A 12,971-nucleotide genomic window follows, 5' to 3' on the forward strand; every position below is an offset into this window, starting at 1 on the left:
GTAGCCCTTGCGGAAATTGGAATCGGGCGTTATACGAGCCGCAACAGACACGCGGCGCGTGGGGCTGAGAGTTCAGCCTTACGCGTCGATATCGTATGGAGTGAAGGTGATTCGCTTCGCACGATGGCGGTGATCAGGCTGCCCAGGCAGCGAAAGGCGTGAATAGTCAATGGCATCCAAGACCAACCCGATGACGTTCCTGCGGCAGGTCCGCACCGAGACGTCCAAAGTGACGTGGCCGAGCCGGCGCGAGACGATGATCTCGACGCTGATGGTCTTCATCATGGCGATCGTTGCTGCGGCATTTTTCTTTGCTGCCGATCAGCTCATGGGGTGGGTCGTCAATTTCGCCCTGCACCTTGGCGCTTGATCGGAGGGGAGAGGGTCATGGCTGCTCGTTGGTATATTGTTCACGCCTATTCGAACTTCGAGAAGAAGGTTGCTGAATCGATCGAGGAGAAGGCTCGCCAGAAGGGGCTCGAGCATCTCTTTGAAAAGATCCTCGTTCCGACCGAAAAGGTTGTCGAAGTCCGTCGCGGCCGCAAGGTCGATGCCGAGCGCAAGTTCTTTCCGGGTTACGTGCTGGTGCGCGCCAACCTGACGGATGAGGCCTATCACCTCATCAAGAACACGCCGAAGGTCACGGGTTTCCTGGGTTCCGACAACAAGCCGGTTCCGATTCCGGATCACGAGGCAGATCGTATTCTCGGTCAGGTGCAGGATGGCGTCGAGCGTCCGAAGCCGTCCGTGTCGTTCGAGATCGGCGAGCAGGTTCGCGTCTCCGACGGTCCCTTCGCATCGTTCAACGGCATCGTACAGGATGTCGATGAAGAGCGCTCGCGCCTCAAGGTCGAGGTCTCGATCTTCGGTCGCGCCACGCCGGTCGAGCTCGAATACGGCCAGGTCGAAAAGGTCTGACAGTTTTCCGGAGGGCTTGCGCTCTCCGGTTTCCGGCGTCCGCTTCGGCGGATGTCGCGCGGCGCTTGCCGCACCCCGCGTGGGAGGGGCCTGGCCTTAAGCCGGGCAGGTGACCCGAACCACGCAACCGCAGCCGCCATCCGCAGCGTCGGATGGCAGAAGGGAGCCGCCGGATGGCGCTCCGCAACGGTCTGGAGATCTTCGGTTTCCGGGCGTAACGAAGGCAGAGAGAAATGGCTAAGAAAGTAGCAGGCCACCTCAAGCTTCAGGTCAAGGCCGGCTCGGCGAATCCGTCGCCGCCGATCGGTCCTGCGCTTGGTCAGCGTGGCATCAACATCATGGAATTCTGCAAGGCGTTCAATGCCGCCACGCAGGAAATGGAAAAGGGTATGCCGATCCCGGTCGTCATCACCTACTACCAGGACAAGTCCTTCACCTTCGCGATGAAGCAGCCTCCGGTCAGCTACTGGCTGAAGAAGGAAGCGAAGATCACCTCCGGTTCCAAGACGCCGGGTAAGGGTGCTTCCGTCGGCAAGCTCACCAAGGCTCAGATCAAGACGATCGCCGAAGCCAAGATGAAGGATCTCAACGCCGCCGATATCGAAGGCGCAATGGCCATGATCGAGGGCTCCGCCCGCGCCATGGGCCTGGAAGTGGTAGGCTAAGACCATGGCAAAGCTCGCAAAGCGCGTACAGAAGTCCCGTGAGGGCATCGATCCGACGAAGCTCGTCGCTCTCTCGGACGCAATCGCTCTCGTCAAGGAGCGTGCAACGGCCAAGTTCGACGAAACGATCGAAGTTGCCATGAACCTCGGCGTTGACCCGCGCCATGCCGACCAGATGGTCCGCGGCGTCGTCAACCTGCCGAACGGCACCGGCCGCGACGTTCGCGTCGCCGTCTTCGCCCGTGGCGCCAAGGCTGACGAAGCCAAGGCTGCCGGCGCAGACGTCGTCGGCGCCGAAGACCTCGTCGAAATCGTCCAGGGCGGCAAGATCGATTTCGATCGCTGCATCGCGACCCCGGACATGATGCCGCTCGTCGGCCGTCTCGGTAAGGTTCTCGGCCCGCGCGGCATGATGCCGAACCCGAAGGTCGGCACGGTCACCATGGACGTTGCCGGTGCCGTCAAGGCATCCAAGGGCGGCGCTGTGGAGTTCCGCGTCGAGAAGGCCGGCATCATCCACGCCGGTATTGGCAAGGCTTCCTTCGATGCCAAGGCACTCGAGGAAAACATCAAGGCCTTCGCCGACGCTGTCGTCAAGGCGAAGCCGGCTGGCGCCAAGGGCAACTACGTCAAGCGCGTTGCCATTTCCTCGACGATGGGCCCGGGCGTCAAGATCGACCCCGCCACCGTCACGGCATGATTTTGCCGGACCCGCTCAAGGGTCCGGACATCCCTTTCCCGGTCCTTCGGGGCCGGGAAATTCCGGAGAAATCCGGAGTTCCTGTCCGAGATTGCGGGTGGCCTTTCGCCTTCGGGTGCTGGCCTTAATCCATAGACCTGCATGAGACGGGTAAGAGCCAAATTCATTCAAAGCGTCGGAGACGCGAATTTTGGTTCGAACCTCGCTTGCCTTGTGTCCGAGCCGGCCTGAGCCGGCAACGCCAAGGGACAGGATCCTCAAGCGTTGCTTGGGATCGACATGAAGATCCCGAGCGACAAAGGCAACCCGGCGGGAGAAGCCCTCAAAGGCCATCCCGTCAACTGGAGACAGACAGTGGAAAGAGCGGAAAAACGCGAATTCGTCACGGAGCTGAACGAAGTCTTCAAGGCTTCCGGTTCGGTTGTCGTGGCCCACTATGCTGGTGTCACCGTCGCGCAGATGAACGACTTCCGTTCCAAGATGCGCGCTGCTGGCGGCACCGTCAAAGTCGCGAAGAACCGCCTGGCCAAGATCGCTCTTCAGGGTACGGAATCCGAGGGAATGTCGGACCTCTTCAAGGGTCAGACGCTCATTGCTTATGCCAATGATCCCATCACGGCTCCGAAGGTCGTCATGGATTTCGCCAAGACCAACGACAAGCTCGTTGTCCTCGGCGGCGCCATGGGCACGACCACGCTCAACGCGGAAGGCGTCAAGTCGCTTGCGACCCTGCCTTCGCTGGATGAACTGCGCGCCAAGCTTCTGGGCATGATCCAGACGCCGGCAACGCGCATTGCAGGTGTCGTCCAGGCACCGGCCGCCCAGCTCGCCCGCGTTTTTGCGGCCTATGCGAAGAAGGATGAAGCCGCATAAGGCGGTTTTTCACTGAACAGAAACCAACCCGGTTCGAACTGAACAAAGGACTAGTAAAATGGCTGATCTCGCAAAGATCGTTGAAGACCTCTCCTCGCTGACCGTTCTGGAAGCTGCTGAGCTTTCCAAGCTGCTCGAAGAAAAGTGGGGCGTATCCGCCGCTGCTCCGGTAGCCGTTGCTGCTGCTGGCGGCGCTGCTGCTGCTGCTCCGGTCGAAGAAGAAAAGACCGAGTTCGACGTTATCCTCGTTGACGCTGGCGCCAACAAGATCAACGTCATCAAGGAAGTCCGCGCCATCACCGGCCTCGGCCTCAAGGAAGCCAAGGACCTCGTCGAAGGCGCTCCGAAGGCCGTCAAGGAAGCCATCTCCAAGGGTGAAGCTGCCGACCTCAAGAAGAAGCTCGAAGACGCCGGCGCCAAGGTCGACGTCAAGTAATTCTTCGGAATTTACGAAGGGAGGTAGCCCTGTCAGGGCTGCCTCTCTTTGGTCTTTTTCGGAAACTATTACCCAAGGGCCCCTTCGTGTCAGGCTTTTGGGTAATGGGTTCTTCAAGAGGATGGTTTCAGGCATAAGGCGCAGGCAATCCGGCCGGCGCCTTCGGCACATGAGACGAGATTGATCCAACCCATTGATCTGACGGGTCCGACTGGCCAGCGGTTCCCGTCTCTTGCAGGCCCGGGTGCAAAAATCAAAGGAGCGACGATGGCTCAGACCCTTTCGTTTAACGGTCGTAGGCGCGTACGCAAGTTTTTCGGTAAGATCCCAGAAGTCGCAGAGATGCCGAACCTCATCGAGGTCCAGAAGGCGTCCTACGACCAGTTCCTCATGGTCGAGGAGCCCAAGGGCGGGCGTCCCGACGAAGGCCTGCAGGCCGTCTTCAAGTCCGTATTTCCGATCACCGACTTTTCGGGCGCCTCCATGCTCGAATTCGTTTCCTACGAGTTCGAACCGCCGAAATTCGACGTCGACGAGTGCCGTCAGCGCGACCTGACCTACGCAGCGCCACTCAAGGTGACGCTGCGCCTCATCGTGTTCGATATTGACGAGGATACGGGCGCGAAGTCCATCAAGGACATCAAGGAACAGAATGTCTACATGGGCGATATGCCGCTCATGACCGACAACGGCACCTTCATCGTCAACGGCACCGAGCGCGTTATCGTCTCGCAGATGCACCGTTCGCCGGGCGTGTTCTTCGACCACGACAAGGGCAAGAGCCACTCCTCGGGCAAGCTGCTGTTTGCCGCCCGCGTCATTCCTTATCGCGGTTCCTGGCTCGACATCGAGTTCGACGCCAAGGACATCGTCCATGCGCGTATCGACCGTCGCCGCAAGATCCCCGTCACCTCCCTGCTGATGGCCCTCGGCATGGATGGCGAGGAGATCCTCGAGACCTTCTACACGAAGTCGCTCTACCAGCGTGACGGCAAGGGCTGGCGCATCCCCTTCCAGCCGAACGCCATGAAGGGCCAGAAGACCGTTTCCGACCTCGTGGACGCCGACAGCGGCGAAGTCGTGGTGGAAGCCGGCAAGAAGCTGACCCCGCGTCTGCTGCGCCAGCTCCAGGAAAAGGGTCTGAAGGCGCTGAAGGCGACGGACGACGACCTCTACGGCAACTACCTTGCCGAAGACCTCGTCAACTACGGCACGGGCGAGATCTATCTCGAAGCCGGCGACGAAATCGACGAAAAGACGCTGCAGGTCATTCTGGGCGCCGGTTTCGATGAGATCCCGGTTCTCGACATCGACCACATCAATGTCGGCGCCTACATCCGCAACACGCTGACCGTGGACAAGAACGAGAACCGTCAGGACGCTCTCTTCGACATCTACCGCGTCATGCGCCCGGGCGAGCCGCCGACCATGGATTCGGCCGAAGCCATGTTCCAGTCGCTGTTCTTCGATGCCGAGCGCTACGACCTCTCGGCCGTCGGCCGCGTCAAGATGAACATGCGTCTCGACCTCGACGCCGCCGATACCGTGCGCGTTCTGCGCAAGGAAGACATCCTGGCCGTGGTCCGGATGCTCGTTGACCTGCGCGACGGCAAGGGCGAAATCGACGACATCGACAACCTCGGCAACCGCCGTGTGCGCTCGGTCGGCGAACTCATGGAGAACCAGTACCGCCTGGGCCTCCTGCGCATGGAGCGCGCCATCAAGGAACGCATGTCGTCGATCGAGATCGACACCGTCATGCCGCAGGACCTGATCAACGCGAAGCCGGCTGCCGCAGCCGTTCGCGAATTCTTCGGCTCCTCGCAGCTGTCGCAGTTCATGGACCAGGTGAACCCGCTTTCGGAAATCACCCACAAGCGCCGTCTTTCGGCCCTTGGCCCGGGTGGTCTGACCCGCGAGCGCGCCGGCTTCGAAGTCCGCGACGTTCACCCGACGCACTATGGCCGTATCTGCCCGATCGAGACGCCGGAAGGCCCGAACATCGGTCTGATCAACTCGCTCGCAACCTTTGCCCGCGTCAACAAGTACGGCTTCATCGAAAGCCCGTACCGCAAGATCGTGGACGGCAAGGTGACGCGCGACGTGGTCTATCTCTCGGCCATGGAAGAAGCCAAGTACCACGTTGCCCAGGCAAACTCCGAACTCAACGAAGACCAGTCCTTCGTTGAAGAATTCGTCGTCTGCCGCCATGCGGGCGAAGTGATGCTGGCGCCGCGCGACCAGATCAACCTGATGGACGTTTCGCCGAAGCAGCTCGTTTCGGTCGCAGCCGCGCTCATCCCGTTCCTGGAAAACGACGACGCCAACCGCGCTCTCATGGGCTCGAACATGCAGCGTCAGGCCGTTCCGCTGCTGCGTGCCGAGGCGCCTTTCGTGGGCACCGGCATGGAGCCGGTCGTTGCCCGTGACTCCGGTGCGGCCATCGCAGCCCGCCGTGGCGGCGTGGTCGACCAGGTGGATGCGACGCGTATCGTTATCCGCGCCACGGAAGACCTCGATCCCGGCAAGTCCGGCGTCGATATCTACCGCCTGCAGAAGTTCCAGCGTTCCAACCAGAACACCTGCGTCAACCAGCGCCCGCTGGTCAACGTCGGCGACGTTCTGAACAAGGGCGACATCATCGCGGACGGTCCGTCGACCGATCTCGGCGATCTGGCACTTGGCCGCAACGCGCTCGTCGCGTTCATGCCGTGGAACGGCTACAACTACGAAGACTCGATCCTGCTGTCCGAGCGCATCGTGTCCGACGACGTGTTCACCTCCATCCACATCGAGGAATTCGAAGTGATGGCGCGTGACACGAAGCTTGGGCCGGAAGAAATCACGCGCGACATTCCGAACGTCTCGGAAGAAGCGCTGAAGAACCTCGACGAAGCCGGCATCGTCTACATCGGTGCGGAAGTCCAGCCGGGCGATATCCTCGTCGGCAAGATCACGCCGAAGGGCGAAAGCCCGATGACGCCGGAAGAAAAGCTTCTGCGCGCCATCTTCGGCGAAAAGGCCTCCGACGTGCGCGACACCTCCATGCGCATGCCGCCGGGCACCTTCGGCACCGTCGTCGAAGTTCGCGTCTTCAACCGCCATGGCGTGGAGAAGGACGAACGTGCGATGGCGATCGAGCGCGAGGAAATCGAGCGTCTCGCCAAGGACCGCGACGACGAGCAGGCGATCCTCGACCGTAACGTCTACGCCCGCCTGATCGACATGCTGCGGGGCCACGTGGCCGTTGCAGGTCCGAAGGGCTTCAAGAAGGGCACCGAGCTCTCCAACGCCGTCGTCTCCGAATATCCCCGCTCGCAGTGGTGGATGTTCGCCGTCGAGAACGAAAAGGCGCAGGGCGAGATCGAGGCGCTGCGCGGCCAGTACGACGAATCCAAGGGGCGCCTCGAACAGCGCTTCATGGACAAGGTCGAGAAGGTCCAGCGCGGCGATGAAATGCCCCCGGGCGTCATGAAGATGGTCAAGGTCTTCGTCGCCGTGAAGCGCAAGATCCAGCCGGGCGACAAGATGGCCGGCCGTCACGGCAACAAGGGTGTCGTCTCGCGCATCGTACCGGTCGAGGACATGCCGTTCCTCGAAGACGGCACGCATGTGGACGTCGTTCTGAACCCGCTCGGCGTGCCCTCGCGCATGAACGTCGGCCAGATCCTTGAAACGCACCTGGGCTGGGCTTGCGCCGGCATGGGCAAGCAGATCGGCCAGATGCTCGACGCCTATCGCGAGAAGGGCGACATCCAGCCGCTGCGCGACACGATCGACGGCGTCATGGGTACCGGTCCGAAGGGCGAGCCGATCAAGGACTACGACGACGCGTCGATCGTCCGCCTGGCCGAGCAGACCCGCCGTGGTGTCTCGATCGCGACGCCGGTCTTCGACGGCGCCGTCGAGAAGGACGTCAACGAGATGCTCGCCATGGCCGGCCTCAAGGTCTCCGGTCAGTCGACGCTCTATGATGGCCGTACCGGCGAAGCCTTCGACCGTCAGGTGACCGTCGGCTACATCTACATGCTGAAGCTGAACCACCTGGTCGACGACAAGATCCACGCCCGTTCGATCGGTCCTTACTCGCTCGTTACCCAGCAGCCGCTGGGCGGCAAGGCGCAGTTCGGCGGTCAGCGCTTCGGGGAAATGGAAGTCTGGGCGCTCGAAGCCTACGGCGCTGCCTACACCCTGCAGGAAATGCTGACGGTGAAGTCGGACGACGTGGCCGGTCGTACCAAGGTCTACGAGGCGATCGTGCGTGGCGACGACACGTTCGAGGCAGGCATTCCGGAGAGCTTCAACGTTCTCGTCAAGGAAATGCGCTCTCTCGGCCTGTCGGTGGAGCTGGAAAACTCCAAGCCGGACGAAAACGCGACGACCCAGCTGCCCGACGCGGCGGAATGATGAACCAAGAAGGTGCGTGCCGGCTCCCGGCGCGCACCGCTTCCCGTCCCTGAGCCGGCAGATCCGGCAGGGCGGGAAAGTGGCCGCGCGGACCGCGCGGTCTCATCGGTTTAAGGGCAGGGGAGCCGGCATCCCGGGATTATCGGCCGGCCATCCCGCCAAGCTCAGGGCGATCCGCCCGTAAAGGAGACAGGCATGAACCAAGAGGTCATGAACCTTTTCAACCCGCAGGTCCCCGCGCAGACCTTCGATTCCATCCGGATTTCGATCGCGTCGCCGGAAAAGATCCTTTCGTGGTCCTACGGCGAAATCAAGAAGCCGGAAACGATCAACTACCGTACGTTCAAGCCGGAGCGTGACGGTCTCTTCTGCGCGCGCATCTTCGGGCCGATCAAGGACTACGAGTGCCTGTGCGGCAAGTACAAGCGCATGAAGTACAAGGGCATCATCTGTGAAAAGTGCGGCGTCGAAGTCACGCTGTCGCGCGTTCGCCGCGAGCGCATGGGCCATATCGAGCTCGCCGCGCCCGTTGCCCACATCTGGTTCCTGAAGTCGCTGCCGAGCCGCATCTCGACGCTGCTCGACATGACGCTGAAGGATATCGAGCGCGTTCTCTATTTCGAGAACTACATCGTCACCGAACCGGGTCTGACATCGCTGAAGGAAAACCAGCTCCTCAGCGAAGAAGAGTACATGATCGCCGTCGATGAATTCGGCGAAGACCAGTTCACGGCGATGATCGGCGCGGAAGCCATCTACGAGATGCTCGCGTCCATGGACCTCGAGAAGATCGCCGGCGACCTGCGCTCCGAGATGGCCGACACCACGTCGGATCTCAAGCAGAAGAAGCTGATGAAGCGCCTGAAGATCGTCGAGAACTTCATGGAGTCCGGCAACCGTCCGGAGTGGATGATCATGAAGGTCGTTCCGGTGATCCCGCCGGACCTGCGCCCGCTCGTTCCCCTCGACGGCGGCCGTTTCGCGACCTCGGATCTCAACGATCTCTATCGCCGCGTCATCAACCGCAACAACCGTCTGAAGCGCCTCATCGAGCTGCGCGCACCGGGCATCATCATCCGCAACGAGAAGCGCATGCTTCAGGAATCGGTGGATGCACTGTTCGACAACGGCCGTCGCGGCCGCGTCATCACGGGTGCGAACAAGCGTCCGCTGAAGTCGCTCTCCGACATGCTGAAGGGCAAGCAGGGCCGCTTCCGCCAGAACCTGCTCGGCAAGCGCGTCGACTATTCCGGCCGTTCGGTCATCGTGACGGGCCCGGAACTGAAGCTGCACCAGTGCGGCCTGCCGAAGAAGATGGCGCTCGAACTCTTCAAGCCGTTCATCTACGCCCGCCTCGACGCCAAGGGTTTCTCCTCGACCGTCAAGCAGGCCAAGAAGCTGGTTGAAAAGGAAAAGCCTGAGGTCTGGGATATCCTGGACGAGGTCATCCGCGAGCATCCGGTTCTCCTGAACCGCGCACCGACGCTGCACCGCCTGGGCATTCAGGCCTTCGAACCGATCCTGGTCGAAGGCAAGGCCATCCAGCTGCATCCGCTCGTCTGCACGGCCTTCAACGCCGACTTCGACGGCGACCAGATGGCCGTTCACGTGCCGCTGTCGCTCGAAGCCCAGCTCGAAGCCCGCGTGCTGATGATGTCGACCAACAACATCCTGCACCCGGCCAACGGCGCACCGATCATCGTTCCCTCGCAGGACATGGTTCTCGGCCTGTACTACTTGTCGATCATGAACCAGAACGAGCCGGGCGAAGGCATGGCCTTCTCGGACATGGGCGAGCTGCATCACGCACTCGAAACCAAGGCCGTGACGCTGCATGCCAAGATCCGTGGGCGCTTCAAGACCGTGGACGCCGAAGGCAAGCCGGTCTCGAAGATCTATGAAACGACCCCCGGCCGCATGATCATCGGCGAACTTCTGCCGAAGAACGTCAATGTTCCCTTCGAGACCTGCAACCAGGAAATGACGAAGAAGAACATCTCCAAGATGATCGACACCGTCTACCGCCACTGCGGCCAGAAGGACACGGTCATCTTCTGCGACCGCATCATGCAGCTCGGCTTCACCCATGCCTGCCGTGCCGGCATTTCGTTCGGCAAGGACGACATGATCATTCCGGAAACCAAGGCGAAGATCGTCGGTGACACCGAAACCCTGGTGAAGGAATACGAGCAGCAGTACAATGACGGCCTGATCACCCAGGGCGAAAAGTACAACAAGGTCGTCGACGCCTGGGGCAAGGCCACCGAAAAGGTCGCCGAAGACATGATGGCCCGCATTAAGGCCGTCGAGTTCGATCCGGCAACGAACCGCCAGAAGCCGATGAACGCCATCTACATGATGTCGCACTCCGGTGCCCGTGGTTCGCCGAACCAGATGCGCCAGCTGGGCGGCATGCGTGGCCTGATGGCCAAGCCGTCGGGCGAGATCATCGAGACGCCGATCATCTCGAACTTCAAGGAAGGCCTGACCGTGAACGAGTACTTCAACTCGACGCACGGTGCTCGTAAGGGTCTGGCAGACACCGCCCTGAAGACGGCGAACTCCGGTTACCTGACGCGTCGTCTCGTGGACGTCGCCCAGGACTGCATCGTCAACATGGTCGATTGCGGCACGCAGACCGGCCTCACCATGACCGCCATCGTCGATGCCGGTCAGGTGGTCGCCTCGCTCGGCGCCCGCATCCTTGGCCGTACCGCCCTTGACGACATCGATCATCCCGTCACCGGCGCACGCCTCGTCGATGCCGGCAAGATGATCCTCGAGCCCGATGTCATCGAGATCGAGAAGGCCGGTATCCAGTCGATCCGCATCCGTTCGGCACTGACCTGCGAAGTGCAGACCGGTGTCTGCTCGGTCTGCTATGGCCGTGACCTTGCACGCGGCACGCCCGTCAACATGGGCGAAGCCGTCGGCGTCATCGCGGCGCAGTCGATCGGCGAGCCGGGCACCCAGCTCACCATGCGTACCTTCCACCTCGGCGGTACGGCAAACGTGGTCGACCAGTCGTTCCTGGAAGCCTCCTACGAGGGCACGGTCCAGATCAAGAACCGCAACATGCTGCGCAACTCCGAAGGCAACCTGATTGCCATGGGCCGCAACATGGCGGTGACGATCCTTGACGAGCGCGGTGTGGAACGCTCCTCGCAGCGCGTCGCCTATGGTTCGCGCATCTTCGTGGACGATGGCGACAAGGTGAAGCGCGGCCAGCGTCTCGCCGAATGGGACGCCTACACCCGTCCGATGATGACCGAAGTCGAAGGTGTCGTTGCCTTCGAAGACGTCGTCAACGGCATCTCGGTGAAGGAAGAGACCGACGAAGTGACGGGCATCACCAAGCGCCAGATCATCGACTGGCGTTCGACCCCGCGCGGTACGGACCTCAAGCCGGCGATCGTCATCAAGGACAAGAACGGCAACGTGGCCAAGCTGTCGCGTGGCGGCGAGGCCCGCTCCTTCCTGTCGGTGGATGCGATCCTGTCGGTCGAGCCGGGCCAGAAGGTCAGCCAGGGCGACGTTCTCGCCCGTTCGCCGCTCGAAAGCGCCAAGACCAAGGACATCACCGGTGGTCTGCCGCGCGTGGCCGAACTGTTCGAGGCCCGTCGTCCGAAGGACCACGCCATCATCGCCGAGATCGATGGTACGGTCCGCTTCGGCCGCGACTACAAGAACAAGCGTCGCGTCATCATCGAGCCGGCGGAAGACGGTGTGGAGCCGGTCGAATACCTGATCCCGAAGGGCAAGCCCTTCCACCTTCAGGATGGCGACTACATCGAAAAGGGTGACTACATCCTCGACGGCAACCCGGCGCCGCACGACATCCTGGCGATCAAGGGCGTGGAAGCACTTGCTTCCTACCTCGTGAACGAAATCCAGGAAGTCTATCGTCTGCAGGGCGTTGTCATCAACGACAAGCACATCGAGGTGATCGTTCGCCAGATGCTGCAGAAGGTGGAAATCACCGATGCGGGTGACTCGACCTACATTGTCGGCGACAATGTGGACCGGATCGAACTCGAGGACGTCAACGATGCGCTGATCGAACAGGGCAAGAAGCCGGCTTCCGGCGACCCCGTCCTGCTCGGCATCACCAAGGCCTCGCTGCAGACGCCGTCCTTCATCTCGGCGGCATCCTTCCAGGAGACCACCAAGGTTCTCACGGAAGCGGCCGTTGCCGGCAAGATGGACGGCCTGCAGGGCCTGAAGGAAAACGTCATCGTCGGTCGCCTCATCCCGGCCGGTACCGGTGGTACGATGACGCAGATCCGCCGCATCGCCACCTCGCGCGACGAGATGATCCTCGACGAGCGCCGCAAGTCCACGGGTGCGGATACCGCGACCCCGATGCTCGCCGACCTCGCCGGAGAGAACGCCCCGGCCGCCGAATAAGGCCGGGTATCATCTAAACAGCAAAAACCCGCCCGGAGCGATCCGGGCGGGTTTTTTGATTGGATGTCATCGGAGCGCGGGTTGGGTGCTGCACGTCGCGGTCGGGCAGGGGAAGGCTGGAAGGCGCGGTCGGGCAGGGGAGGTCGGCCGACCGCGGGCAGGCGCCGATGGCCCACGCAGGGCGTGCGCCTGTCACCCGTCAGGCAAAGCGGATGATCGCAACCTCGCCGGCAAGCGCGCCGCGATAGGCCGATGCGTGCGGCTCTTCTTCCGGCTCGCCCATCAGCGTGCCGATCTGGTCGAGATCGGCCTCCAGGAAGCCTTCTTCCGCCAGCGCCTCGAGCGCCTCGCGCACCGCGCTGTCGTCGTCCGCCGCCCGCAGGATCACGTGAATGGACACGCCCTCCGTCTCGGGCTCTTCATAGGCCGTGCCGATGACGATGAAGACGAGAACGTCATCGGCCTTGTTGTCGTTGTCATGGGCGTTGGCCATGGATGCTCCTTTGCTGGTCTTTCACTACCCTATGGCCGAACTGAAGGTCTCGCGCGAGGGAAAAACGTCGGC

9 protein-coding genes are annotated in these 12,971 nt (G+C 61.8%); 8 read left to right on the forward strand and 1 reads right to left on the reverse strand.

Annotation, left to right across the window (positions count from 1 at the left end):
• The first annotated feature begins 169 nt into the window (after window positions 1-169).
• From secE to rpoC, 8 genes are all read left to right on the forward strand, one after another.
• Window positions 170-370, forward strand: coding sequence for a preprotein translocase subunit SecE (gene secE / locus ACED18_RS01820; RefSeq protein ID WP_149736819.1), 201 nt, complete (start codon window positions 170-172; stop codon window positions 368-370).
• A 17-nt stretch (window positions 371-387) separates the two neighbouring features.
• Window positions 388-918 carry a transcription termination/antitermination protein NusG gene (nusG, locus tag ACED18_RS01825; protein ID WP_377288450.1) on the forward strand — a complete coding sequence of 177 codons (531 nt, stop codon included), beginning with the start codon at window positions 388-390 and terminating at the stop codon, window positions 916-918.
• Window positions 919-1,151: 233 nt separating this feature from the next.
• Window positions 1,152-1,583, forward strand: coding sequence for a 50S ribosomal protein L11 (gene rplK, locus ACED18_RS01830; protein WP_377288452.1), 432 nt, complete (start codon window positions 1,152-1,154; stop codon window positions 1,581-1,583).
• A gap of 4 nt (window positions 1,584-1,587) precedes the next feature.
• Entirely contained in the window at window positions 1,588-2,283 is a 696-nt protein-coding gene (rplA, locus tag ACED18_RS01835; protein WP_377288454.1) for a 50S ribosomal protein L1, read from the forward strand.
• Window positions 2,284-2,637: 354 nt separating this feature from the next.
• Complete coding sequence (gene rplJ, locus ACED18_RS01840) at window positions 2,638-3,156, forward strand: 50S ribosomal protein L10 (protein WP_149736824.1); 519 nt, start codon at window positions 2,638-2,640, stop codon at window positions 3,154-3,156.
• A gap of 58 nt (window positions 3,157-3,214) precedes the next feature.
• Window positions 3,215-3,592, forward strand: a complete 378-nt coding sequence (gene rplL / locus ACED18_RS01845; RefSeq protein ID WP_377288457.1) for a 50S ribosomal protein L7/L12 — start codon at window positions 3,215-3,217, stop codon at window positions 3,590-3,592.
• Window positions 3,593-3,859: 267 nt separating this feature from the next.
• On the forward strand, window positions 3,860-7,999 hold the full coding sequence (gene rpoB, locus ACED18_RS01850) for a DNA-directed RNA polymerase subunit beta (RefSeq protein WP_377288459.1): 4,140 nt from the start codon (window positions 3,860-3,862) through the stop codon (window positions 7,997-7,999).
• Between the two features lie 195 nt (window positions 8,000-8,194).
• Window positions 8,195-12,406, forward strand: coding sequence for a DNA-directed RNA polymerase subunit beta' (gene rpoC, locus ACED18_RS01855; RefSeq protein WP_377288461.1), 4,212 nt, complete (start codon window positions 8,195-8,197; stop codon window positions 12,404-12,406).
• 199 nt (window positions 12,407-12,605) lie between these two features.
• On the opposite strand, the gene ACED18_RS01860 is transcribed toward rpoC, so the two are convergent.
• Window positions 12,606-12,899 carry a transcriptional regulator gene (locus ACED18_RS01860; protein ID WP_377288463.1) on the reverse strand — a complete coding sequence of 98 codons (294 nt, stop codon included), beginning with the start codon at window positions 12,897-12,899 and terminating at the stop codon, window positions 12,606-12,608.
• Window positions 12,900-12,971 lie beyond the last annotated feature (72 nt).

Source organism: Rhizobium sp. SG2393 (assembly GCF_042610495.1).
In the GTDB taxonomy this organism is placed as follows: domain Bacteria; phylum Pseudomonadota; class Alphaproteobacteria; order Rhizobiales; family Rhizobiaceae; genus RU20A.